This is a genomic window from Streptomyces sp. R11 (assembly GCF_041051905.1).
In the GTDB taxonomy this organism is placed as follows: Bacteria; Actinomycetota; Actinomycetes; order Streptomycetales; family Streptomycetaceae; genus Streptomyces.
The window spans coordinates 7,311,558-7,335,906 of record NZ_CP163432.1 but is presented as its reverse complement, the minus strand read 5'-3'; the positions used below and the strand labels follow the sequence as shown (position 1 = coordinate 7,335,906).

The 24,349-nt window shown below is 69.2% G+C and carries 19 protein-coding genes and 4 pseudogenes; 17 read left to right on the top strand and 6 right to left on the bottom strand.

Annotation, left to right across the window (positions count from 1 at the left end):
* Positions 1 to 118 precede the first annotated feature (118 nt).
* Positions 119 to 1,279 carry a magnesium and cobalt transport protein CorA gene (locus AB5J55_RS33795; RefSeq protein WP_369274239.1) on the top strand — a complete coding sequence of 387 codons (1,161 nt, stop codon included), beginning with the start codon at positions 119 to 121 and terminating at the stop codon, positions 1,277 to 1,279.
* 486 nt (positions 1,280 to 1,765) lie between these two features.
* On the opposite strand, the gene AB5J55_RS33790 is transcribed toward AB5J55_RS33795, so the two are convergent.
* Complete coding sequence (locus AB5J55_RS33790; RefSeq protein WP_369274238.1) at positions 1,766 to 2,176, bottom strand: VOC family protein; 411 nt, start codon at positions 2,174 to 2,176, stop codon at positions 1,766 to 1,768.
* 466 nt (positions 2,177 to 2,642) lie between these two features.
* On the opposite strand from AB5J55_RS33790, the gene AB5J55_RS33785 reads away from it, so the two are divergent.
* The 3 genes and pseudogenes from AB5J55_RS33785 to AB5J55_RS33775 all read left to right on the top strand — a co-directional run bounded on the left by AB5J55_RS33785 (position 2,643) and on the right by AB5J55_RS33775 (position 4,921).
* A complete protein-coding gene (locus tag AB5J55_RS33785) occupies positions 2,643 to 3,227 on the top strand; it encodes a DinB family protein (protein ID WP_369274237.1) in 585 nt (194 codons plus the stop codon).
* A gap of 13 nt (positions 3,228 to 3,240) precedes the next feature.
* Positions 3,241 to 4,024, top strand: a pseudogene (locus tag AB5J55_RS33780) (IS5 family transposase).
* 78 nt (positions 4,025 to 4,102) lie between these two features.
* Positions 4,103 to 4,921: pseudogene (locus AB5J55_RS33775) on the top strand (IS5 family transposase).
* A 2-nt stretch (positions 4,922 to 4,923) separates the two neighbouring features.
* On the opposite strand, the gene AB5J55_RS33770 reads toward AB5J55_RS33775, so the two are convergent.
* Together AB5J55_RS33770 and AB5J55_RS33765 are read right to left on the bottom strand one after the other, a co-directional pair.
* Positions 4,924 to 5,319: a hypothetical protein gene (locus tag AB5J55_RS33770; RefSeq protein WP_369274236.1), complete on the bottom strand. Its 396-nt coding sequence runs from the start codon at positions 5,317 to 5,319 to the stop codon at positions 4,924 to 4,926.
* 155 nt (positions 5,320 to 5,474) lie between these two features.
* Positions 5,475 to 6,282 (bottom strand): annotated as a pseudogene (locus AB5J55_RS33765) (IS5 family transposase).
* 387 nt (positions 6,283 to 6,669) lie between these two features.
* On the opposite strand from AB5J55_RS33765, the gene AB5J55_RS33760 reads away from it, so the two are divergent.
* The 6 genes and pseudogenes from AB5J55_RS33760 to AB5J55_RS33735 all read left to right on the top strand — a co-directional run bounded on the left by AB5J55_RS33760 (position 6,670) and on the right by AB5J55_RS33735 (position 10,662).
* Positions 6,670 to 7,161 carry an SRPBCC family protein gene (locus tag AB5J55_RS33760; protein WP_369274235.1) on the top strand — a complete coding sequence of 164 codons (492 nt, stop codon included), beginning with the start codon at positions 6,670 to 6,672 and terminating at the stop codon, positions 7,159 to 7,161.
* 408 nt (positions 7,162 to 7,569) lie between these two features.
* Positions 7,570 to 7,818, top strand: coding sequence for a hypothetical protein (locus AB5J55_RS33755; RefSeq protein ID WP_369274234.1), 249 nt, complete (start codon positions 7,570 to 7,572; stop codon positions 7,816 to 7,818).
* A 42-nt stretch (positions 7,819 to 7,860) separates the two neighbouring features.
* Positions 7,861 to 8,010, top strand: a complete 150-nt coding sequence (locus tag AB5J55_RS33750; protein WP_369274233.1) for a hypothetical protein — start codon at positions 7,861 to 7,863, stop codon at positions 8,008 to 8,010.
* A 331-nt stretch (positions 8,011 to 8,341) separates the two neighbouring features.
* Positions 8,342 to 9,718 (top strand): hypothetical protein, encoded by a 1,377-nt coding sequence (locus AB5J55_RS33745; RefSeq protein ID WP_369274232.1) that lies wholly within the window; start codon positions 8,342 to 8,344, stop codon positions 9,716 to 9,718.
* Positions 9,719 to 9,900: 182 nt separating this feature from the next.
* A pseudogene (locus AB5J55_RS33740) lies at positions 9,901 to 10,132 on the top strand (two-component system response regulator); the annotation flags it as partial.
* A gap of 146 nt (positions 10,133 to 10,278) precedes the next feature.
* On the top strand, positions 10,279 to 10,662 hold the full coding sequence (locus AB5J55_RS33735; RefSeq protein WP_369274231.1) for a hypothetical protein: 384 nt from the start codon (positions 10,279 to 10,281) through the stop codon (positions 10,660 to 10,662).
* 242 nt (positions 10,663 to 10,904) lie between these two features.
* Here the strand turns inward: AB5J55_RS33735 and AB5J55_RS33730 are convergent, their stop codons facing one another.
* Positions 10,905 to 11,165 (bottom strand): hypothetical protein, encoded by a 261-nt coding sequence (locus AB5J55_RS33730; protein WP_369274230.1) that lies wholly within the window; start codon positions 11,163 to 11,165, stop codon positions 10,905 to 10,907.
* A gap of 63 nt (positions 11,166 to 11,228) precedes the next feature.
* On the opposite strand from AB5J55_RS33730, the gene AB5J55_RS33725 reads away from it, so the two are divergent.
* On the top strand, positions 11,229 to 11,564 hold the full coding sequence (locus AB5J55_RS33725; protein ID WP_369274229.1) for an Lrp/AsnC family transcriptional regulator: 336 nt from the start codon (positions 11,229 to 11,231) through the stop codon (positions 11,562 to 11,564).
* Positions 11,565 to 11,656: 92 nt separating this feature from the next.
* Here AB5J55_RS33725 and AB5J55_RS33720 read toward each other — a convergent pair whose 3' ends face one another.
* A complete protein-coding gene (locus tag AB5J55_RS33720) occupies positions 11,657 to 12,205 on the bottom strand; it encodes a DUF1062 domain-containing protein (protein ID WP_369274228.1) in 549 nt (182 codons plus the stop codon).
* 310 nt (positions 12,206 to 12,515) lie between these two features.
* Here AB5J55_RS33720 and AB5J55_RS33715 point away from each other — a divergent pair, with 310 nt between their 5' ends.
* Both AB5J55_RS33715 and AB5J55_RS33710 read left to right on the top strand, forming a co-directional pair.
* Positions 12,516 to 12,989 carry a flavodoxin family protein gene (locus AB5J55_RS33715; RefSeq protein WP_369274227.1) on the top strand — a complete coding sequence of 158 codons (474 nt, stop codon included), beginning with the start codon at positions 12,516 to 12,518 and terminating at the stop codon, positions 12,987 to 12,989.
* Between the two features lie 215 nt (positions 12,990 to 13,204).
* Complete coding sequence (locus AB5J55_RS33710) at positions 13,205 to 14,545, top strand: hypothetical protein (protein WP_369274226.1); 1,341 nt, start codon at positions 13,205 to 13,207, stop codon at positions 14,543 to 14,545.
* Between the two features lie 99 nt (positions 14,546 to 14,644).
* On the opposite strand, the gene AB5J55_RS33705 is transcribed toward AB5J55_RS33710, so the two are convergent.
* Complete coding sequence (locus tag AB5J55_RS33705) at positions 14,645 to 17,116, bottom strand: SpoIIE family protein phosphatase (RefSeq protein WP_369274225.1); 2,472 nt, start codon at positions 17,114 to 17,116, stop codon at positions 14,645 to 14,647.
* A 253-nt stretch (positions 17,117 to 17,369) separates the two neighbouring features.
* On the opposite strand from AB5J55_RS33705, the gene AB5J55_RS33700 reads away from it, so the two are divergent.
* The 4 genes from AB5J55_RS33700 (at position 17,370) to AB5J55_RS33685 (ending at position 24,342) form a co-directional block, all read left to right on the top strand.
* Positions 17,370 to 19,436, top strand: coding sequence for a SpoIIE family protein phosphatase (locus AB5J55_RS33700; protein WP_369274224.1), 2,067 nt, complete (start codon positions 17,370 to 17,372; stop codon positions 19,434 to 19,436).
* A 64-nt stretch (positions 19,437 to 19,500) separates the two neighbouring features.
* Positions 19,501 to 20,280 carry an IclR family transcriptional regulator gene (locus AB5J55_RS33695; protein WP_369274223.1) on the top strand — a complete coding sequence of 260 codons (780 nt, stop codon included), beginning with the start codon at positions 19,501 to 19,503 and terminating at the stop codon, positions 20,278 to 20,280.
* 103 nt (positions 20,281 to 20,383) lie between these two features.
* Complete coding sequence (locus AB5J55_RS33690) at positions 20,384 to 21,520, top strand: PP2C family protein-serine/threonine phosphatase (protein WP_369274222.1); 1,137 nt, start codon at positions 20,384 to 20,386, stop codon at positions 21,518 to 21,520.
* 122 nt (positions 21,521 to 21,642) lie between these two features.
* Complete coding sequence (locus AB5J55_RS33685; protein WP_369274221.1) at positions 21,643 to 24,342, top strand: SpoIIE family protein phosphatase; 2,700 nt, start codon at positions 21,643 to 21,645, stop codon at positions 24,340 to 24,342.
* Positions 24,343 to 24,349 lie beyond the last annotated feature (7 nt).

Genomic DNA, 24,349 nt, shown 5'->3' with positions numbered 1-24,349 from the left:
ACCTTCGGTCCGCAACTCTCAAGGAATCCCGGATCACCTCACCCCTCCCATGCCATTCGCCCCGTATATCCTGCACCGGAGATCACCCAGTCGTCGTCCAGACCGGGAGGCAGCCGCGATGTCCGAGCGACGTGCACGCCCCGCCTCGAAGAATCCCGTGAAGTCCGCCTGGCGCCGAGCCGTCACTCCCCCACCGCAACCCGAGCCACCGGCGCCGGCGCCCGCGGCACGCACCGCGGCCTCCGACTCCTCCGAGGTGGCGAGCGTCGTGCAGGCGGTGCTGTACCGGGACGGCGTGCGGGTGTCCGCCCCCGCCACGCTCGCCGAGACCTACCGCGAGTTGCACGACCAGCCCTCCGGCATGGCCTGGATCGGCCTGGCCCGCCCCACGGAGGCCGAGCTGCTCTCCCTGGCCGCCGAGTTCGACCTGCATCCGCTCGCGGTCGAGGACGCGATGGAGGCGCACCAGCGGCCCAAGCTGGAACGCTACGGCGAAACACTGTTCGTGGTCCTGCGTGCGGCCCGCTACCTGGACGCACCCGAGGAGGTCGACTTCGGCGAACTGCATGTCTTCGTCGGCCCCGACTTCGTGATCACGGTCCGCCATGGCGCGGCCCCCGACCTCTCCGCGGTCCGCCAACGCATGGAGGAGACTCCGGAACTGCTCAAGCTCGGTCCGGAGGCGGTGCTGTACGCGATACTGGACGCGGTGGTCGACGGCTACGAGCCGGTGGTGGTGGGCGTTCAGAACGACATCGACGAGATCGAGACCGAGGTCTTCCGGGGCGACCCCGAGGTCTCCCGCCGTATCTACGAACTCTCCCGAGAAATGGTCGAGTTCCAGCGTGCCACCCGCCCACTCGTCGGCATGCTGCACGGCCTGATGGCCGGCTTCTCCAAGTACGGCACGGACGAGGAACTCCAGCGCTACCTGCGCGACGTGGCCGACCACGTCACCCACACCAGCGAGCGCGTCGACGGCTTCCGCCAGGCCCTCACCGAGATCCTCACGGTGAACACGACGCTGGTCACACAGCAGCAGAACGCGGAGATGCGGGCATTGGCGGAAGCGGGGTTCGAGCAGAACGAGGAGATCAAGAAGATCTCGTCTTGGGCGGCTATTTTGTTTGCCCCCACACTCGTTGGAACTATTTACGGCATGAATTTCGAGCACATGCCTGAGCTGGGATGGAGCTTCGGATACCCCTTCGCGATCGGCCTGATGGGGGTGGTTTGCGTGAGTTTGTACGTGATTTTCAAGCGACGGGACTGGCTCTAGGGTCAGGCGATCGCACCTCCGGCCGAGTAAGCGCTGTCGCAGCGCGGCCATTACGGCGTCACGATGCTCAGCTGGACGGACCGTGATCTTTCCCGTCTTGCAGTCGGCCCAGCCGACGGCCGTGCCGTCGGGAGGATTCGCATACAGACGATCGTGCCCATGCCGCTTCCATCGCACGACCTTGAGCTCAACCATGGTCCCTGCCTCCTTGACATCGATGCAGTCATGGCAGCGACCGAGCTTCAGGTCCACAAGAACGCGATCGGGATAGAACTTTCCCTACTTCATCAAGGCACCCGGCTGCGCTCTGCTTCGCCGGGCGCGCTTCCCGGCTCCGCTGCGCGCTGCACTCCTGCCTTCGGCCCGCTCCGCGCACGCTGCGCCGACGCGCGCCCACATGGACCACGCCCGCTCCACATGCCTGTGGGTCGACGCCGGAGGGGATGGGAGCTGGGGAAAGTGGTGGGTGAGGAAGTGGGCAGCTGATTAGTCGCGCTTGGGCCAGATCGGGCCCTGGTCGGTCCAGATGACGCCCTTGTTGCGGCACAGGCAGAAGGGGTGGCCGATCGGGTCGGTGTAGACCTGCCAGCCGTAGCCGTTGGGGCCGATGAAGTCCTGCCTCAGCGTCGCGCCGAGGTCGAGGACGCGGCGCTGCTCGGACTCGATCTCGTCCACTTCGAAGTCGAGGTGGAATTGCTTGGGGTGCTCGCTGTCGGGCCACTGCGGAGCGCGGTAGTCGTCCACCCGGATGAATGCCAGCTCGATCTCGCCGAACTGGATGCCAGCCCAGTTCTCAGAGCCGCCTTCCTTGATCGGACGGCCCGTCACCTCGGAGTAGAAAGCCGCCAGCTTCATCGTGTCCGGGCAGTCGATGATGAAATCGGTGAGTCGCAGCATCCCGCGATCTTGTCACAAGCTCACACACGACTTCGAGACAGGCCCTAAGCAGCTCCGCTGAGGTGTGGTAACAAAAAGTTCGTGGGGCTTCGCCTCCAGACCCCGTTCACCAGGGGCGGCCAGGTGTGTACCGCAGGTGCGGATCAGCAGCGGACTTCGGCGGAGCCGCTTAGGGCCGTGTTGGGTTTTATCTAGAGCGCCCCTCATCGTTGACATCAACGGCTGACATCAACAGGGGCGAACGGCAGGGGTCGGCCCCGAACACCGACGGACGATCCATCGAGGCCCAGGGCGAGTTGGCCGACGTCCACGACCCACATGATCGACGTGATAAGGATGCGGCCAGGCCTACAAACATCTGTCCAGTGCGGGGCGGCGCCCATGGCCAGGCCTCGGCTCTGCCAGTCGTTGCGGACCACGTACGGGATCTTGAGACCACGAACAGCCCATGGCAGGCTCATGCCGCATGATCGATGAATTCGCGAAGGACAACCTGCACAGGAGACTGCAGCGGGACCGCGAGGCGCTGCTCTGGAAACTCGACGGCTTGTCCGAATACGACTCCCGCCGACCTTTGACAGCGACCGGGACCAACCTCCTCGGCCTGGTCAAACACGTGGCCACCGTCGAGGCCAGGTACTTCGGCGAGGTCTTCGACCGCCCTTTCCCGGAACCCCTGTGCCGGTGGCAGGACTACGACGGCAATGATCAGTGGGCGACCGAGGACGAGACCCGCGATCAGATCATCGGGTTCTACCGGCGCACGTGGGAACACTCGGACGCGACGATCAACGAGCTTCCCCTCGACGCCCCCGGCCACGTGCCGTGGTGGTCGGAGCCCTATCCCAACACGAACCTGTTCGCCATCATGGTCCACGTCCTCGGCGAGTCCAACCGGCATGCCGGGCACGCCGATATCCTGCGCGAGGGCCTCGACGGCCGGACCGGGGTGCGCCCCGAGTACGAGCAGCAGATCGACGAGGAAGCCCGTGCAGCCCACTGCGCGAAGATCGAGCAGGCCGCCAGGTCGGCCGCACCAATCAAGGCTTAGAAGTTCGAAGCGTCTGGTTCCTGATGAACTCTGGGAGCCGGCCGCCCCGTTGCTGCCGTCGTTCGCTGCTCGTCCGCAAGGTGGTGGGACCGCTCCGTGTGACGAGCGGGCCGTGTTCACGGCGGTGGTGTACGCGCTGACCAGCGGCTGTGCCTGGCGGCATCTACCGCCGAGCTTCGGCACGTCGCCCGCACCGCGCATCGCCGCTTCACTGTGTGGACCGAGGCCGGACTGTGGCGTCGGCTGCACCGGGTGGTGCTGGACGAACTCGGGGCCCGGGGCGAGGTGGACTGGACCTCGGCGATCGTCGACGCGTCCTCCGTTCGCGCCAAAAAAGTGGAATCGCTGACCGGGCCGAACCCGGTCGATCGCGGCAACAGGGCAGCAAGCTGCACGTGCTGTCCGATGCCCAGGGCATCCCGCTCGCCGTCGCCGTGTCCGGCGCGAACATGCACGACAGCCTCGCCCTCAAGCCGCTCATCCGCGGCATACCAACCGTCCGGTCCCGCCGGGGTCCACGGCGGCGTCGACCCGTCAAACTCCGCGCGGACAAGGCGCACTTCTCCGCCGAACTCCTGGCCTGGCTGCGCGAGCGCGGGCTCGTCGCGCGCATCGCGCGGCCCGGCATCGAGTCCGGCGAACGCCTCGGTCGGCACCGCTGGTGGATCGAACGGTCGATCGCCCGGCTTTTCGGCTACCGCCGCCTCACCGTCCGATACGAACGAGAGGGCTCGCACTTCCTCGGCCTGGCCGCCGCCCTGACCTGCTACAAGCAGCTCGCGAAACCTGCCACGTGAAACACCCTCTAAGAACTGCTAACGAAATGATCTTCGAGGTGGTTGGATCGTTCCGGGACTGCTGACGCGGGGCGTGGGGTGGCTCGACCGAAGCCGTGGCATGTCGATGACGATCTGTGGGCGGTGATCGAGCCGGTGTTGCCGAAGGTGGAGCGCCGGTTACGGCATCCCGGACGGAAGCGGCATCCGGACCGGCTGGTGTTTCAGGGCATCCTGTTCGTGCTGCACACGGGGAGCGCCCGGGAGCACCTGCCGCAGGAGCTCGGCTTCGGCTCAGGGATGACGTGCTGGCGCCACCTGGCGGAGTGGACCGAAGCCGATGTGTGGCCCCGACTGCACGAGGTTCTCCTTGCCAAGCTGCGCAATGCTAGCGCCCTCGACTTCTCCCATGCGGCGGTCGACGGCTGTCACATCCGCGCATTAGAGGGGGCTCCAAGACGGGACGAAGTCCCGTCGACCGGGGCAGGACGGGCAGCAAGCATCACCTGATCACCGACGCCACCGGGGTCCCACTCGCCGCCACGCTGACGGGCGGTAACCGCAACGATGTCACTCAGCTGATCCCACTGCTCCAGGCTGTGCCGCCCGTGCGCGGCAAACGTGGCCGGCCCCGGCGCCGCCCGGGACGCCGTCCTCGGCGACCGCGGCTACGACCACGACAAGTACCGCCGCCTGGTCTGGGAGCTCGGCGTGAAGCCGCTGATCGCCCGCCGCAGCACCGAGCACGGATCCGGCCTGGGCACCCAGCGCTGGGTCGTGGAGCGCACGTTCGCCCATCTGCATTGGTTCCGCCGCCTGCGCATCCGCTGGGAGATCCGTGACGACATCCACGAAGCATTCCTGAGGCTCGGATGCGCACTGATCTGCTGGAGACGGCTCACGTCGGCGCGTCGGTAACCCTAGAAGGGGGGCCAGTTTGAATCGGGAGGAGGCATGGGATGAATCCGTTTCCCGCCGCGCATCTCCAGCGGCCAGCGCTGGTCGATCGCGGCCGCGGCCTCTTTGCAGGCTTGGCAGGCATTCTGTGCCTCGGGCGTCCACATCCCGTACGGGGAGGCGGACAGAGTGTCATGCCGCATGCCGCACAGGGTCGCGCCGAAGTCGTCGTATGCATGGGCTTCGTCGTAGCAATGGGCCACGTTCTCCGGCAGATCCGGTGATTCTGCCCGCTCCCAGCGTAGGTGCATGGGCTGGTACTGCGGTCGTGAGACCTCTTGCGGCTGGTATCCCAGTTCGGTCCACGCGTAGCACCAGGAGCAGAACCATCGCTCCTTCACCGCCAGCTGCCATTTCATCTGCGGTTCCCCTACCGGCATCCGTCGCATCTCGTGTCCGCACACGTCACAGGTCACACCTCGATCCTTCCACGTGACACTGACCAAGGAGTGCAGCCGTCATTACCGGTAGAACCCCCTTCACGCCGGCATTTCGTTAGGGGTTCTTACAACGGCTAACACAATGAGCCGAGTTGTCGGTGGGTGATGAGACAGCAGGCCAGTTTGAGGAACGCTTCGTGGATGTCGGCCCGTCGTTCCCAGCGGATGCGCAGGCGGCGGAAGCCATGGATCCAGGCGAAGGTGCGCTCGACCACCCAGCGGTATGTGCCCAGTCCGGTGCCGTGCCGGGTGCCTCGGCGTGCGATGGCCGGCACGATGCCGCGGACGCGAACCTGATCGCGGTAGATGTCGTGGTCGTAACCACGATCGGCGAACAGCGAGTCTGGTCTGCGGCGAGGGCGGCCGACTCGGCCGCGGACCGATGGGATCGCGTCGAGCAGGGGCACTGGGTGACGTCGTTGCGGTTGCCGCCGGTCAGCAGGACCGCAAGCGGAGTGCCGTGCCCGTCGGTAATCACGTGGTGTTTCGAGCCGGCCCGGCACCGGTCGACCGGCGACGGGCCCGTGTGCTGCGCCCTTTTAGGGCCCTGACGTGGGAGGAGTCGACCACGCAGCGGGACCAGTCCAGTCGCGAAGCCGCGTTGAGCTCGGCGAGCAGGACCTCGTGCAATCGCTGCCAGACGCCGGTCTCGTTCCAGTCCCGCAGTCGGCGCCAGCACGTCATCCCCGAGCCGAACCCGAGGTCCTTGGGCAGGTACTCCCACTGGATGCCGGTGTGCAGTACGTACAGGATCCCGCACAGCACCTCCCGGTCCGGTAACGGCTTACGGCCCGGGTAGCGAAAGCGCCGTTCTCGCTGTGGCAGCAACGGCTCCAGGCAGTCCCACAGCTCATCCGACACGATCCACGGCGACGTCCCCACACCGAGCCGAACGCTCAACTGCCGCCCCGGACACGGCCATCAGGGCCGATCCAACTCATTGTGTTAGGCGTTCTAAGACGCCGCAGCCTGGGGGCAGGCCCACCCGACCCGGACTGACATTCCTACTGCGGTGGGCTGACCGGCGCCCTCGGCGCTCGCACCCACAACGAGAATTACAATTCGCAGGCGGAGGGCTGCCCCCACACTGCGTAAGCTCGTCAATGCGTACCGAGATCGCAAAGTGAACGCATCCTCTGGCACCCAACCGCAGATCACACGTCTGCCCTTTACTCTACGGACACAAAATGTAGTGCCCTCAGCCGAGGAACATGACGAGCAGTACAAAGCACGTTGTCCCACACCTAGAAGAAAAGAGCGATGCGCCCCATGAAATACACCGTCTCCATCGAGATCGCCCTGCCGCGGGAGAAGGTGGCCCAGTTGCTCGCCGACCCGGTACACCTGCCGAAGTGGCTGCGGGGCCTGGTGTTGCACGAGCCGCTGAGCGGGGAGCACGGGCAGCTCGGCACCAAGTCGCGGGTCGTGATGCAGATGGGCCAGCGGAAGATGGAGTGCACCGAGACCATCACACGCCGGGAACCGGCAGACCTGCGCGAGATCCCGAAAACGAGCGTCGTTCACTTCGACCGCGAGATCGTCGGCGAGGGCATGTGGAGCGCCGTGCGCGACCGGCTGACCGAAGCCGGCCCGGAAACGACGCTCTGGGAAAGCGAGAACGAATACCGGTTCAGCGGCTTTCTGATGAAGCTGGTGGGACTTCTGATGCCCGGCGCCTTCCGCAAGCAATCGCAACAGCACATGCAGGACTTCAAGGCGTTCGCCGAGCAGGGAAAGGACGTCCGCGAAGAGAACGGCTGATCTGCCGTAACTGATCAGGCGTCTGACGGCGCGGCGTGTTGATCTTCCCTTCGTTCGTGGCGTTATCTGCGCCAACACTTCAGAACCGTCCGACGCCGCCGTCACCCGCGGCCGCCCACCAGGACCGATCAAGGCTTGACGCCGGTTTTCGTTCCGATGTTCCTCAACCCCCTGGCGAAGCCCATCTCATCTGGACCATGATCACCCTCCTGGCCCGGCGTCTCCCCCGGCTCGCTGGCCATCTTGCGCCCCACCACACCCGATTGAGACGACGGAGGCATCAGCCGCCGCACCCACGCCTTCCGGATGCAGCAGCCGTGCACCATCCGTCTCACGGCCACCGCCCTCGGGTGAAAGCAGCCCTACGCCCACGGACAACTCCACTCGGTGTCGTGGCATTCTGGCGCCGTGCCCAGGACTGAATTCGACCCGCCCATCCCGTTGACTGCCTGCTGGCTGCACTGGATCGCCATATCCACCGGTGACCAGGCCGGCGTCATGGAGGTCATGGGCCTGACCCGGCCCAGCCCGATCAGCTTCGCCGCCGCGGCGGAATTCATCGACACCGACGCCCACGGCGGCAGAACCCCAGAAGGACTCAGCCGGGTCTACGTCAGCCCGGAACTCGACGGCTGGACCCTGGTCATCGGCCGCTGATGCGACCCCAGCGACAGCGACCGCAGCGACGAGATCCTCCGCTTGTGCACAGAACTGAGCAACCACTTCGGGCAGGCCCACGCCTACTACTACGGTGAACAAGGCGACGGCTCCGCCTGGCTCGTCACCGATCAGGGCGCCGTCCTGCGACGCTACTGCGAGACCGGCGACGGAGGCACAGGGCACCGGTGACATACGACGTCCCACCGTGCACTGACCCGCACCCAGGCCTACACGTCTCCCCAACCCGGTGCTCCGACTGCAGTCGGAGCACCTTTCGCGTCCGTCCCCGAGAAGTGCGCGGGTTCGCAGAATCTGGCAGGGGTCTGACGGGGAGCCCGTCCTCCAACTTGTGTTCTCCGACGTAGCACGAGTGGGTTCGGCCCGGCTGGCGCCGGGCGATCACAGCCGTACCGAACACCCTGGGTCAGCCGATCTGACGAATGACCAGCTCAACCTTATGTTTGGAAGGTAGGGCAAGCCCAGTGGCTCATTGTCAGTGGTCGTTCGTACGCTCAGGCCCGTGAACATCGAAGATCTTGAGTGGCAGTCACGGACACTCGGCGGAATATCTCCTCGCCTGGCCACCATGCTGGTGGAGCGGGGTGAGGTGGAGCTGCTGGTTCAGGCCGCATCGGAGCGGGGGGAATGGTTCTGCGCCCAGGCGGCGGCCCGCGAGCTGTCCCGGGTGGGCGAGGTCGAGCGGGCCCTGGATGTGCTGAAGCCGTTCATCGAGGCCGGGTGGAATCGGGCGCGCTGGGAGAGGGCTGAGGTCCTGGTCGAGGCAGGGAGGGTGCAGGAGGCACTGGACGCGGTCCGCCCGGACGAGGAAGGCCTTGCCTCGGAGTGGGTGTGCCACGACTTCGCGGAACTGCTGGCCAAGGCGGGGAGGCTGGACGAGGCGATCACCGTACTCGCGCCGCATCTGGACAGGGAGTGGATCCTGTCCACCCTCGTTGAGCTGACACAGAACCAGGGCCGTGATGAGCAGGTCCTGGAGCTGATCGCGCCGCGAGCTCAGCGGGCTCGCAGCGTCCGCGGGGAGGAGCGATGGGGTTTCAGGCCCAGCAACGCGCAGGACCTCCAAGCCCAGGTCCTGGAGCGTGCGGGGCGGGTCGATGAGGCCGTACAGATGCTTGGGGCAGACATCGCAGACGGGCGCTTCGTGGTCCAGAACACACTGATCGCCTACGCCGAGCTCCTGCGGCGCCACGGGCGCGTGGAGGAACTGCGCGTGCTGGGCACCGGCGAGCGTGCGGGTGAGACGCTCGCCTACTACGCGCGGGCGCTCGAAGACGACGGGCAGGCGGGTGAGGCCGAGGCCGTACTGCGGCGTTCCATCACAGCCTCCGAGTATCCGGACCGGTTCCGTTGGCCTCTGATCGAACTGCTGGGCCGCCAGGGCCGGATCGAGGAGGCCGTCGAGGTGGGTCGCCCGACGTTCGACTACCACGACGCCTGTCTCTTCGAAGGCATCATCCACCTGCTGCATGAAGCCGGACGGCTGGATGATGCCCTGGCTCTCCTCGACGAGCGCAGTGCTGAGTTCGTCGAGGAGCACTCGTCCTGGTTCAGCTCGAACCGGATCTGGCTGCTGGGCGAGGCTGGCCGGCACGAGGAGGCCCTCGCCTACGCTGGGACGCTGCCGCCGGACCTGTACGGCCTGACGGTCAGCAAGGCGTGGATCCTGGATGAGATGGGGCGCCTTGAGGAGGCTCTCGCCCTGCTGCGGGCGGACATCGAACTGCGGCCGTCGGACGTGGCCGAGCTGCTCATCCGGCATGGCCGCGCTGCTGAAGCCATCGCCGGAATGCCCTCCCTCTCCGAACAGCACGCGGCCAGCCGACGGCATGACGCGGCCATGCAGGCCGACCGTGGCCCCAACGACCCTCCCTTCTAGATCAGCGGCCTCTGATGAGCGTTGGTAACAACGTGATCCCCACGATTCCGGAGAGTGCTGGCAGCACATGGACGATGAGCGGCAAGTGGGTGGGGCCACGCAAACGCCTTGCGGTGTGCGTCCGCACGTAGGGAAGCCGCTGCATCACGTGGTGTTGTGCGCCCTGCTTGTTCCGGGGCGGGGCCGGGGAGGCGAGCGCGCGGGGCGAGGCGAACCGCGCTGGCGGCACTCGGCGCGCTGGGCCGGCCGCGCTGCCGAAGGGGCTGAGTGCGCCGACGCTGGAGCGGGTGACGGTCGCTCTGCGGGAGGCGGAGGAAGGGCTTACAGCGGCGGGGGGCCGAGGCGGCGGGGATCTCGCGGATCCCGGCTCGGCGGTATCTGGAGCATCTGGTGGATGCCGGGCGGGCTGGGCGGAGAACCGGGCGCAGCCGCCGGCACCAGCCTGGGGGCCCCTCCTACGCCTTTGCCAAGGCGGTCGGGTGCGGGTTCGGGGCGTCTGGAACGATGTGTCCGTGCATGCTGATGATCAGTTGGCGAGGGGGGTCCCCGCGGAGCTCGCGGTGTTCCTGCGGGAGGCGGTCGACGGCCGCCCGGTGAAGATCGCTCCTTGCGTCTGCGAGGGGTGCGGCGGTCGTGTGTTCTTCGTGCTAGTCAACGCGTCCGGCGCGGAACGAGAGTGTTCCGGTTGCGACAGCCGTGCGTTCATCGCGGACAGCGAGGCGTACTGGAATGAGGAGTCCTGGGAGGACGACGAGCCCGGTGCGGCCGGCTGCCCGTGCGGGAGCGAGGAGTTCGAGGCTGCGGTCGCGTTCTCGTTTGGCGGCGACGGCTCGGTCCGCTGGGTGACCGTGGGCCTGCGGTGCATCAAGGATGGGTTCTGCGGGGTCTATGCCGACTGGAAGATCGACTATGGACCGACGGATCACCTGCTGACCATGGTCTAGGTCTGCTGAGCGACAGCCCGAACGGGCTGCGGTTCGTAGAAGGTGGGTAGGCGGACAGAGCAGTAGCCCCCCGGCCGGGGCACTGTCTGAAGACTGTCATCGGCCAGCCCCAGGCCCCCGCGGGGATGCCAGCGCCGCACACGGGGCATGCCGAGGACAGGGTCCGCGGGGACAACCACTGTCCTGCGGACCGTCGCATGCGTGGGAACGGACGGCAGAGCAGCTCAGAACGGGGCGTGCGCTCACTGCGGCAGGCAGCTGGGGGGCGCCGGGTACTCGGTCACCTGTTCCGGATGCAGGACGCAGGGTGCGGGCCAATAGTCGTCCAGTTCGATGACCGGCGGCTCCGGTGGTGGCGAAAGAAGTGCGGTGACCTGGTCGGCACGGCGCCAGCGCACGTGGATGGCCGGGATGTCGTCGTCGTGGTCCATGAACGGGCACCACAGGATCTGCAGCAGGTCTGTGCCGTCCGGGACAGGCAGGCCGGGGACGGTCCCGGACACAGAGCTGAGCCACGGGCAGCAGCGGCACCGGATCCGTATAGGGGCTGTCGGTGCCTGCGGCGTGTGCGGCAACTGGAAGAAGCGGGGGTCATCCGCGGCTACCGGGCCCTGATCGATCCCGCCGCGGTCGGCCGCAGCCTGTGGGTGTTCGCCGGGGTACGGCTGATGCGGCACACCCGCGCGGACGTGGTCGCGTCCGAGAGTGCGGTCACCCGGCTGCCCGAGGTGGTCCACAGCCACCACATCACCGGCAACTTCGACTATCTGCTCCAGATCGAGGTCGCCGACCTGCCCGCCTACCAGGACTTCCACGCCCACCAGTTGGCCAGTCTGCCCGGCGTGGCCACGGTGACCAGCTACGTCACCATGAAGACGCTCTCCGCCGGCATCACCGCATGACGGGCTGTCAGGCACGGTTGCAGCGGAACACGGGAGTGGCCCTGCAGGGGCTGTCCGGCGGGTCTTGCCGGACAGCCCCTGCAAGGCAGGGCTCAGCGCTTGAGCGTGAAGGTGAAGTCGCCGGAGAGCTTGCCGCTCAGCCGGACTGCCGAAACGAGCTTCCCCTCCGCGATCAGGCTCTCGACCTCGGCCCGTGAAAGACCGCAGCCTTCAGCGATCAGCCGCACCGGCCGGACGGGGATCCGCGCCGCGAAGCGGACCGACACGTCGATCACCTCGCGGTCCAGGTGATCCGATCCGCCGGTGTCGAGGCGCCAGGCGTCGCTCCAGTCGAGGGCGATGCGATTACGGCGCTGCACGACCGGATCCTGGAGCAACTCGGCCGCCAGACCGAGGTCGTTGTCGTGCAGCCGATCCAGCAGTTCAGGTCGTACGGAGCGTACGTTCATCCGCTCCAGGACCGTGAGCTTCGCAGTCCCCCTGCAAGCGGTGCAGAGCACGAGGAGCCAGGCGTCGAGGAGCTTGTGGTTTGCGTTGACGCGAAACTTGCCGTTGGCGCGGAAGCGCTCGGACGCGCATGCGTGGCAACGGCGGAGAACGAGCGGCAGGCAGGTGGGCATGACCACCCAGCTATTGAGCACAGAAGTACACCGGTTTCAGTGAGAAGTCCGCAGCAAAAAAGAGCGCGGCGCACATGCGCGACGCGCGACAGATCAGCTCTCGGGAGGTCTCACACGGTGTACAACGGCACGTCCTTGCCTGGGCGACTTGGATCGGCAGCACGGTATTGGCGCATGGCAACGCCGCGCCACTGGTTTTCGGGCGCCTCAGCAGGAGCAACACGCACGCGGCCACCGTGGTGCTGATCATGACGCTGCGTCACATCCGGGTGCTGTCACGTATGAGCACCTCTGCGCGGTCCTCACTCCATCAGCGAGAGAAGGGATCGTGATGATGAAGGCCGTCATCGTGTGCGCCTCCGTGTCGCACGGCAATACGCGTCGTGTCGCCGACAGCATGGGCGAGGTACTCGGCGCGAAGGTCGTCGCGCCCGAGCAGGCCGACCTGGCGGAGCTGGCCGGGGCCGACCTCGTGGGATTCGGCTCGGGCGTCTTCTACGGCAGGCTCCACCCCCGCCTGACCGAGTTCGTCAAGTCGCTTCCCGACGGGCGGGGCCGGGCATTCGTGTTCGCCACCAGCGGGCTCCCCGAGATTCCGCCGGCGTCTTTCACCCGCTCCCTCGTCCAGGTCCTGAAGGGCAAGGGCTTCGAGGTGGACGGGAGCTTCTCGTGCCGGGCGTTCGACACCTGGACGCCGTTCAAGCTCGTCGGCGGCATCAACAAGCAGCGGCCGAATGCCGGGGACCTGGCCGAGGCGCGGGCGTTCGCCGAGAGATTGCGGGACGGGCGAGGGCCGGTGTCCTGACACCCGGGGTCGTGGTCGCAACCTTTCCGGCGTGCAAGGCCCCTCTGAGCCTCGCCGTACTCCGGGCCAACTGGCCCCCGGGTGCTACACCATCCGGTGGCTTATGAGCCTCGCAGCGTTATTCATATCACCGTATTTCCTATTCATTTCACTGTCCGGCTCTTGGTGCTGACCAACCGTCACGAGGCCCTGAACCAAGTCGAGGAGAGTGGAAGATGACGACATCGCCGAAATGGCGATCTGTTCTGGCGCCTGCGGCCATGGCTGCCGCGCTCGCCGCAGCCGCACTGGCGAGCGCGGGCACCGCCCACGCCCAGGACGACACCACCCCCCACCCGCCGTACCCGGCCAAGCCCGCGCACCCGGCACACGGCGCCAAGCCGGCGTATCCGGTGCACCCGGTCAAGCCCGAATACCCGGTGCACCCGGTCAAGCCCGAATACCCGGCCAAGCCCGTCCACCCGGTCAAGCCCGAGTACCCGGCAAAGCCGGTCAAGCCCGACTACCCGGTGCACCCCGTCAAGCCCGAATACCCGGCCAAGCCCGTCCACCCGGTCAAGCCCGAGTACCCGGCAAAGCCGGTCAAGCCCGACTACCCGGTGCACCCCGTCAAGCCCGAATACCCGGCCAAGCCCGTCCACCCGGTCAAGCCCGAGTACCCGGCGAAGCCGGTCAAGCCGGAATACCCGGCCAAGCCGGTCCACCCGGTCAAGCCGGAATACCCCGCGAAGCCGGTCAAGCCCGCATACCCCGCCAAGCCGGTGAAGCCCGACTACCCGGTGCACCCCGTCAAGCCCGCTTACCCGGACAAGCCGGTCAAGCCCGACTACCCGGCCAAGCCCGCGTACCCCGCAAAACCGGTGAAGCCTGAATACCCGGCCAAGCCGGCCATCCCCGTCAAGCCCGCGTACCCCGCCAAGCCGGCCAAGCCCGACTACCCGGCCAAGCCCGCCTACCCGGCAAAGCCCGTCAAGCCCGACTACCCGAGCAAGCCCGCGTACCCCGCAAAACCGGTGAAGCCTGAATACCCGACCAAGCCGGCCATCCCCGTCAAGCCCGCGTACCCCGCCAAGCCGGCCAAGCCCGACTACCCGGCCAAGCCCGCCTACCCCGCAAAGCCGGTCAAGCCCGACTACCCGAGCAAGCCCGCGTACCCCGCAAAACCGGTGAAGCCTGAATACCCGACCAAGCCGGCCATCCCCGTCAAGCCCGCGTACCCCGCCAAGCCGGCCAAGCCGGACTACCCGGCCAAGCCTGCCTACCCGGCAAAGCCGGTCAAGCCTGCCCACCCGGTCAAGCCCGCTTACCCCGCCAAGCCGGTCAAGCCCGACTACCCGGCCAAGCCTGCCTACCCCGCAAAGCCGGTCAAGCCCGCTTACCCCGCAAAGCCGGTCAAGCCCGACTACCCGAGCAAGCCCGCTCACCCGGTAAAGCCCGTCAAGCCCGACTACCCGAGCAAGCCGGCCCACCCCGTAAAGCCCGTCAAGCCCGACTACCCCAAGCACCCCGACAAGCCCAAGCACTCCGGCCACGACAAGAAGCAGCACGGCTGGTGATGGCGGAGACGAGGAACTGATCCTGGTCCCCTAGGGGATTCGCACGTCGGTTGAAGTGCCGGGCCCGTGTACTCGGGCCCGGCACGCCGCTGTCGGTGGTCAGGGGATTTCCTGTTCGGCCCAGATGATCTTTCCGCCGGCCGTGTAGCGGGCGCCCCAGCGGTGGGCGAGTTGGGCCACCAGGAACAGGCCGCGGCCGCCCTCGTCCGTGCTGCGGGCGTGTCGCAGTCGTGGGGCGGTGCTGCTGCCGTCGGCGACCTCGCAGGTCAGGCGGGTGTCGCGGAGGAGGCGTAGGCGGATGGGGGGTTCGGCGTAGCGGATGGCGTTGGTGACCAGCTCGCTCACGATCAGCTCGGTCGTCATGGCCTGTTCGGCGAAGCCCCAGTCCGTGACCTGGCGGGTCGCCCGGGCCCGGAGGTCGGCGACGGCGGCCGGGTCGACGGGCACGTCCCACGAGACGACTTGCCCGGCACCCAGGGCGTGGGTGCGCGCCAGGAGGAGGGCGATGTCGTCGGGCTGCGGCGCGGGTACGAGTTCCCGCACCGCGGACGAGCACAGCGTGTCGAGGTCGAGGTCCCGCCGGGACAGCAGGTCGCCGAGCCGGGACATGCCGCGTTCCACGTCGCGGTCGGCATCCGCGACGAGGCCGTCGGTGTAGAGGCCGAGCAGGCTGTTCTCGGCGAGTTCGATCTCGCCGGCCTCGAAGGCCATTCCGCCCAGCCCCAGCGGGGGCCCGGCAGGGGGTTCCGGGTAGGACACCTGCCCGTCGGGCGCGATGACGACCGGCGGCGGATGTCCGGCCCTGGCCATCGTGCAGCATCGGGTGACCGGGTCGTACACGGCGTACAGGCAGGTCGCGCCGAGGAAACCGGTCGTGCTTTGGTGGGCCGCCCCGGCCGTTTCGCCCTCGGGCCGCTCCTCGCTGAGGCGCAGGACGAGGTCGTCGAGGTGGGCGAGCAGTTCGTCGGGCGGCATCTCCATGTCGGCGAGGGTCTGTACGGCGGTGCGCAGCCGGCCCATGGTGGCCGCCGCGGTGATGCCGTGGCCGACGACGTCGCCGACGACGAGGCCCACCCGGGCCCCGGACAGCGGGATCACGTCGAACCAGTCGCCGCCGACCCCGCCGCTCGGGTCCGCCGGCAGATACGAGGAGGCCACCTCCAGTGCCGTACCGCCCGTCAGGGCCTGCGGCAGCAGGCTGCGTTGCAGGGTGACCGCGGCCGTGTGTTCCCGGGTGTAGCGGCGGGCGTTGTCGACGCACAGGGCCGCGCGGGCGACCAGTTCCTGGGCGACGAGGACGTCGTCGGGCTGGAACGAGACGGGATTGCGCGACCGTATGAAGGTGGTGAGGCCCAGGGTGGTGTTCCGTGCCCGCATCGGCACGGAGATGAGGGAGTGCAGGCCGAACTCGCGGATGCTCGCCGCTCGCGCGGGTTGCTCGGAGGTCCACAGTTCGTCGGAGGGGTCGAGGACCGGGATGAGGATCGGTCCTCCGTCGATGAGCAGATGCGCGTCGTGCGGCGGCGGGACGAAGTCCACCCGCTCCCCCACCCGCGCCACGGCCTCCGGGCAGCCCTCGCGCACCGAGCTCATACCGGCCCGGCGCATCACCGGCTTGGCGGGGGCCGGGCCCGCGTCGGTCAGCCACGTTCCGTGTCCTTCGGTGCTGAGCACCGGCTCCAGCAGGTCCACGACGACGAAGTCCGCGAAGCGCGGAACGGCGAAGTCGGCCAGTTCCTGAGCCGTCCACAGCACGTCCAGCGTCGTACCGATACGTGTTCCGGCCTCGCTGACCAGCGACAACAGCTGGCGGGCGTTCCACCGCTCGGTGACGTCCAGGACCATGTAGCAGACGCCGGTGATCGAGTTGTCGGGGTCCACGAGGGGGAAGAAGGAGGTGGAGTAGGCGTGCTGGCGGTGCGGGTCGGCCCAACTCCATCCCACGTACTCGTAGTCGGTGACGGGCAGGCCGGTTTCCAGGACCTTGCGCATCCGGCCCTCGATGGTCTCCGCCTGCAGCCCCGGCAGCAGTTCGCTCAGCCGACGGCCGAGGCGCTGGTCGCGAGGGACACCGCCGAAGCGCTCCAGGGTGTCGTTGAGCCAGACGTAGCGCAGCTCGGTGTCCATCACGGCCATGCCGACCGGCGAGCGGGTCAGGAATCCGTCGAGCATGGACTGGCCCACCGCCCACTGCTGGCACGGCTCCCGTGCCGAGATCAGAAAGCACTCGTCCGCTTCGATGCGGAAGGACGCGGAGACCCGCAGGTCCACGTCGAGGCGGCGGCCGTCACGGTGCCGTAGCGGAATGAGACCGTTCCATCCCATGCCGGCCCGGCAGCGCTCGGCGACGCCGGCCGCACGGACCGGGTCACTCGGTACCGCCAGCAGCCGCTCGGCGGGGGAACCGATGACCTCCGCGGCGGAGTGGCCGAGGAGTTCCTCCGCGGCCCGGGTCCACCCGATCACGACACCCCGTCCGGACACCACCGCCGCCGCGTCGGTGGACGCGTCGAAGAGGGCGCTCGGTCCTCCGGACGTGGGCGCCTGCGGTTCTTCTCGCGCAGCATCCATGGGTCCTCACGCAGCGTCCATGGGTCCCGTCCTCTACACGACCATGTTCCTGCTTGTCCGCCCGATGTGCACGGGCCGACGGCCCCGGTCCCGTTCGGCGCAGCGCGGGCGGGCACGGGCCAATCGTCGGCGACCTCTCACCGGGCAGGGCGGATGTGCCGGAGGGAGCATGGAGGTGCCGGTCGCCGCAATCGTGGTACCCGACCGTGGCCGAGGTCGGCAGGCCGTGCCGGCCGGTGAAGGAGGAGCTGGGATGACAGCTGGATCCTTCGAGTCCGCGGGCGGCGGGTACGCGCCGGAGCCGCCCCGGCCCACTGGCCTGCTCGATGTGCTGAGCGTGGCCGCGGTGGTCGTCGACGCCGACGGGCGCGTGGTGTTCTGGACCCCGCAGGCCGAGGAGCTCTTCGGCTACACCGCCGACGAGGCTCTCGGCACGCATGCGACGCGCCTGTTCATCCACCCCGACCAGCTGCCGGCCGTGGTGCAGCTGTTCACGGAGGTGCTGGAGACCGGACGGAGCTGGGCCGGCACCTTCCCCGTGCGGCACAAGGACGGCAGCACCCGGCTGACGGAGTTCCGCAACATGCGGCTGCTGGACGATCTCGGTGACGTCTACGCCCTGGGCATCGCGGCCGACCACTCCCTGCTCCAGCGGGTCGAGACGGACCTGGCGCTGTGCGAGCGGCTGATCAACCAGTCCCCGATCGGGATCGCGCTCCTGGACCCGGACCTGCGCTATCTGCTGGTCAACCCGGGACTGGAGCGTATCGACGCCACCCCGGCGGAGGACCACGTCGGCCGTCGGCTGCGGGAGACGCTGCCGCTGCCCGACATCGACACGATCGAGTCCTGTCTGCGCCAGGTGCTCACCACCGGCACCCCGCTGCTGGACCAGTACCATGTGGGCCGCCCGCCGGCGGACCCCGAGAACGAGCACGCCTGGTCGCTGTCCTTCTATCGGCTGGAGGACCCGGGCGGGCGAATCCTGGGCGCGGCCATCTCGTTCGTCGACGTCACCGAGCGGCACCGCACGGCAGCCGAGGCCGACCGGGCCCGGCGGCGCCTGGCCCTGATCGCGGACGCCTCCACCCGGGTCGGCACCACGCTGGAGGTGGACCGGACCGCCCACGAGCTGGCGGAGGTCGCCACTCCCGAGCTGGCCGACGTGGTCGCCGTGGACGTCCTGGACTCCGCGCTGGCCTGCCGGCGCAACCGCAAGCCGGACAACGGCCCGGAGCTGTTCCGCGCGCTGGCGCTGAAGGCGGCCTATCCGAGCGTGGCGCTGCGCGCCGCCGATTCGCCCGGTGACCTCGCCGCGTACGACGGCGACCGGCTGGTCACCCTGTGCGTGCACACCGGTCGGCCGATCCTCGTACGCCATGTCGGAGAGCAGGATCTGCCGCGTATCGCCAAGGACGCCGAGGCCACCGCGCTGCTGGCGCGGGCGGGCGTCCACTCCTATCTGGCCGTGCCGTTGATCGCGCACGGCGAGGTGCTCGGCGCCCTCGACCTCAAGCGCACCCGCAATCCGTTGCCGTTCGACCAGGACGACGTCGTCCTGGCCAGTGAGCTGGCCGGCCGGGCCGCCGTGGCCATCGACAACGCCCGATGGTTCCAGAGTGTGCGCAACACGGCCCTGACCCTGCAGCGCAGCCTGCTGCCCGACCACCCGCCGCACCACACGGGTCTGGAGCTCGCCTCCCGCTACCAGCCCGCCCAGGCCACCAGCGAGGTCGGCGGTGACTGGTACGACGTCATCCCGTTGGAGGACGACAAGACCGCGCTGGTCGTCGGCGACGTCATGGGCAACGGCATCGACGCCGCCGCCACCATGGGCCGGCTGCGCACCGCCACATGTGCCTACGCCGACCTCGACCTCGAGCCCGGCTCCGTGCTCCAGCACCTGGACAAGATCACCTGCGATCTGGAGCACTACATCGTCACCTGCCTGTACGCGGTGTACGACCCCCGCACCGGACAGTGCCACATCGCCAACGCCGGACACATGCCACCCGCGCTGGCTCGCCCCGGCAGCGCCCCGGAGCTGCTGGAACTGCCGGCCGGCGCCCCGCTCGGGGTCGGCGGCATCCCGTTCGAGACCACCACGGTCGAGCTGGGCCCCGGCGACCTGCTGGTCCTCTACACCGACGGCCTCGTCGAGACCCGGCTCCACCCCATCGACGACCGCCTGGACGTCCTCCTCGGGTTCCTCGACGAACCCCGCAGGCCGCTGGAGGAGACCTGCGACCTCCTGCTGTACGGCCTGCGCCACCCCGACGACCACGACGACGTGGCTCTTCTCGTGGCGCGGGTGCTGTAGGCAGAGCCGGTGCGGGGAGCGGGCCCGCCTTGCCCGCGGCGTGCGCCCGGCGCACGCTGTTCCTATGGGTGCTCAGGACGGCCCCACGCTCATCGGCTCCGTACAGCGCGCCTTCCGCCTGCTGGAGGCGATGAGCGCGCACGAGAACGGCGCGCCGGCGAAGCAACTGGCGCGGGAGACGGGCTTGCCCCTGGCCACGGCGTATCACCTGCTGCGGACGCTGGTCCACGACGGATACGTGCGCAAGCTCGACGACGGCGGGTTCATCCTGGGCGACCGGATCGGCACCCTGCAGACTTCGGGCCGGACGCAGGCGCTGCTCAGCCGGATACGCCCGACGCTCGCCGCGCTGCGGGACGAACTGTCGACCGCCGCGTACCTCACCTTCTACGAGGAGGGCGAGATCCGGGTCGCCGAGATCGTGGACGGCCCCCGCGCTCCCCGCGTCGATCTGTGGGTGGGGTTCGAGGACGCGGGGCACGCCACGGCTCTGGGCAAGTCCGTGCTGCGTGAGCTGGACGAGGAGTCGCGCAAGGACTACCTGTCCCGGCATCGGCTCGCGGACCTCACGCCCAGGACCATCACCGACCCCCCGGAGCTCATCCGGCGGCTCGACTCCGCGCCCCTGGCCCCGGCGGTCACGGACATGGAGGAGTACGCCCTGGGCACGGTCTGCGTCGCGGTGCCCGTCTACAGCGGGGGCACCCTCGGCTCGCTCGGTGTGTCGCTGAGGGCCGACCGGCGGACCCGGCTGGAGGAGACGCGGGCCCGTCTGGAGGAGGTCCGAGCGCGTCTGCTCCCGACCGCGAGCCGCGTGACCCGTGGCCTCTCGCTCACTATCTGAAATCCGTGTCCTTGTCCCATCCGGGGTCGAACCGCTTTCCTGAATAAACCGGACATAACCTCCGGAAGCGCCCCCACTCACAGGTGAGGACATCCCACAAGACATGAGCCAGGCCCCGCACCACGGTCGCTACCACTGGCCGAGGCGACTGGTCGCCGCTACGCCCGTACTGCCCATACTGATCGTCTCCGCGATCGTCCTCGTCGATCTCGTCTGCGGCTCTGGGATGACCTGGCTGCCGCTTCTAGCCGTGGGCCCGGCACTCGCGGCCACCACCAACGGGCCGCGCGGCGTCCTGTGGGTCGGACTTCTCGCCGCCGCCCTGGGTGCGATCCTCGGCATCCGCGATGATGCCGGAGCCCGCGAGCTGGCCGTCGTGCTGGCCGCCCTGCTGGCCGTCACCCTGGCCGGGAGCCTCGCCAGCGCGCTGCGCGGGCGACGCGAGCGGGTGCTCGCCGCCGTACGTTCCGTCGCCGAGGCCGCCCAGCACGCGCTGCTGCAGCCCGTACCGGCGACGGTCGGGCCGTTCCAGGTCGCCGTCCGCTACAGCGCCGCGGCGGCGGAGGCCCGGATCGGCGGCGACCTCTACGCGCTCGTGTCCACGCCGTACGGGGTCCGGATGATCGTCGGCGACGTGCGCGGCAAGGGGCTGCCCGCGGTGGGGACCGCGGCTCTGGTGCTCGGGGTGTTCAGGGAGGCCGCCTACGACGAGCCCGATCTCCTCGCCGTCGTCGCACGGATCGAGCGGAGCCTGGCGCGCAACCTGGGCAGCGACGACTTCGTCACCGCCGTGGTCGCCGGGTACCCCCGGGACGGGCAGCTGGAGGTGGTCAACTGCGGTCACGCGCCGCCGCTGCTGGTGCGCGACTCCGTCGTCGTGGCGGTCGACCCGGAACGTCCGGCCCCGCCCCTCGGGCTGCGCACCCTCTCCGGTGAGACGCCGGCACTGCATGTGCTGCCCTTCTCCGACGGGGACCAACTGCTGCTGTACACCGACGGCGTCACCGAGGCCCGCGACCACGAGCGGGAGTTCTACCCGCTCGCCGAAGGGCTGGCACGGCACACGTGCGACGAACCGGCACACACCGTCACCGCCCTCCACGACGAGCTGCTGGCCCATGTGGGCGGCCGGCTCCACGACGACGCGGCACTGCTGCTGCTGCGCATGCCGGCCCCGGCCGTCACCCCCGCCGACCGTGAGGTGCCCGACGCCGGACGCATCGGTTCCTGCTCGCCGTAGCCCCGCAGGGGCGCGAGGACTGCGACCAACCACAGCAGCGCCGCACCTGAACGAAGGCACGACCCGGCACCCCCCGCGCAGCGAACCGTGCCCACCCCGTCCAACGGTGTTAGAAATGAGGCATGGCCGCAGTCATCGGCCGCCTGCGGTCGCTTGTGAGTCTGCGTACCGTCGCCCGGCAGGTCTTCGTGCTGCAGGCGGCGATCGTCGTACTCCTCGTCGTCGCCGCCGTGGTGGCACTGGTGCTGCAGGTCCGCACCGACACCAGACGGGAGGCCGGCAACCGGTCCCTCGCCGTGGCCGAGTCCTTCGCGAACTCGCCGGGTGTCGTGGACGCCCTGGCGGATCCGGATCCGAGCGCCGCACTCCAACCACGTGCCGAGGCGGCGCGCGAGGCGACCGACGTGGACTTCATCGTCGTGATGAGCACGGCCGGAATCCGCTACACCCACCCCAACCCCGAGCGGATCGGCAAGCATTTCATCGGCACCATCGCGCCGGCCGCGGCGGGCGGGGTCGTGCGGGAGACGTACACCGGCACCCTGGGGCCGTCCGTGCGGGCCGTGGTCCCCGTGACCGACGGCGACGACAAGGTCGTCGGGCTGGTGTCCGCCGGGGTGACTCTGGCCAGCGTGGGCGGGGTCGTCGACAACCAACTGCCGGTGCTGCTCGGCTCGGCGGCGGCCGCGCTCGCCCTGGCCACCGGCGGCACCGCGCTGGTCAGCCGGCGGCTGCTGCGCCAGACGCACGGGCTGGGGCCCGCCGAGATGACGCGGATGTACGAGCACCACGACGCCGTCCTGCACTCCGTACGGGAGGGCGTCCTGATCATGGACGGCCACCGTCGGCTGGCGCTGGCGAACGACGAGGCACGCAGGTTGCTCGGCCTGCCCGCGGACGCGGAAGGGCGGCCCTGCCCCGACCTGGGCATCGCGCGCGACCTCGCGGGGCTGTTCACCTCCGGGCGGGACGCCACCGACGAGGTGCACCTGGCCCGGGGCCGGCTGCTGGCCGTCAGCCAGCGGTCGACCGACCAGGACGGCGGTCCGCCGGGCAGCGTGGCCACCCTGCGGGACACCACCGAACTGCGGACGCTGACCGGCCGGGCGGACGTGGCTCAGGAGCGGCTGAAGCTGCTGTACGACGCGGGTCTGGAGATCGGCACCACCCTCGATGTCACCCGTACCTCGCAGGAGCTGGCCGACTTCGCGGTGCCGCGGTTCGCGGACTTCGCCAGCGTCGACCTGGCGGATCCGGTGCTGCGGGGCGAGGAGCCGAAGGAGGGCCGCGCGGACATGCGCCGGGTCGCTTTCCGGGGCGCACGGGACGGCAGCCCGCTCTACCCGATCGGCAAGCTGATCCACTTCCGCGAGGGCACGCCGCAGGCCTTCGGATTCGGTACGGGCGATTCCGTGCTGGAGGCGGACATGCCCGCCTTCTCCGGCTGGCAGGTGCAGGATCCCGAGAACGCCCGCCGCATCGTCGGGTTCGGCATCCACACGATGCTCACGGTCCCGCTGCGCGCCCGCGGCGTGATCATGGGGATGGCCACCTTCTGGCGCGCCGACCGGCCCGAGCCCTTCGAGCGGGAGGACGTGTCCCTCGCGGAGGAGCTGGTGGCGCGCGCAGCCGTCAGCATCGACAACGCCCGCCGCTACACCCGCGAGCACACCTTGTCGGTCACGCTCCAGCGCAGCCTGCTGCCCCGGGCGCTGCCCGACCAGAGCGCCCTGGACGTCGCCTACCGCTATCTGCCTGCGCACGCGGCGCAGGGCGGGGTCGGCGGGGACTGGTTCGACGTGATCCCGCTGCCGGGGGCGAGGGTGGCGCTGGTCGTGGGGGACGTCGTGGGACACGGACTGCACGCGGCGGCGACAATGGGGCGGCTGCGTACGGCGGTCCACAACTTCTCCACCCTGGACCTGCCACCAGACGAACTCCTCGGCCATCTGGACGAGTTGGTCGCCCGGATCGACCAGGACGAGGAAGACGGCGACAACGAAGGCGCACCGGTCACCGGTGCGACCTGCCTGTACGCCGTGTACGACCCGTCCACCGGGCTGTGCACCCTCGCCCGCGCCGGCCACCTCGAACCCGCGCTCGTGCACCCCGGCGGCGACGTCGAGTTCCCGGCCGTCGCCGGCGGGCCGCCGCTGGGTCTGGGCGGCAGCCTGCCCTTCGAGGCGACCGAGCTGCGGCTGCCCGAGGGCAGCGGGCTTGTCCTGTACACGGACGGGCTGGTCGAGCGCCAGGGGCAGGACATCGACGAGGGCCTGGAGCGACTGCGCGGGGCGCTCGCGGCGACGCCGCCGACGGACGGCCGGACGCCGGAGGAGACGTGCAAGGCCGTACTGGAGATGCTGCTGCCGGAGCGGCCGCGCGACGACATCGCCCTCGTCGTCGCCCGGACGCGGCTTCTCAGCCCCGATCACACGGCGACCTGGGACGTCCCGGACGACCGCTCCGCCGTGGCCCGGGTCCGGGCGGCGGCCACCCGGACGCTGGACGACTGGGGTCTGTCGGAGGAGGCGTTCACGACCGAGCTGATCCTCAGCGAGCTGGTCACCAACTCCCTGCGCCATGCCACCGGCCCCATCCGCGTCCGCCTGATCCGCGACCGCGCCCTGATCTGCGAGGTCTCCGACGGCAGCAACACCGCCCCCCACCTGCGCAGCGCGGCCGCGACGGACGAGGGCGGCCGGGGACTGTTCCTGGTGGCGCAGTTCGCCGAGCGCTGGGGCACCCGGTACTCGGCGGCGGGCAAGGTGATCTGGACGGAACAGCCCCTGACGGATCCGGGGGCCGCTCCGGCCGAGTCGTGAGGACCGT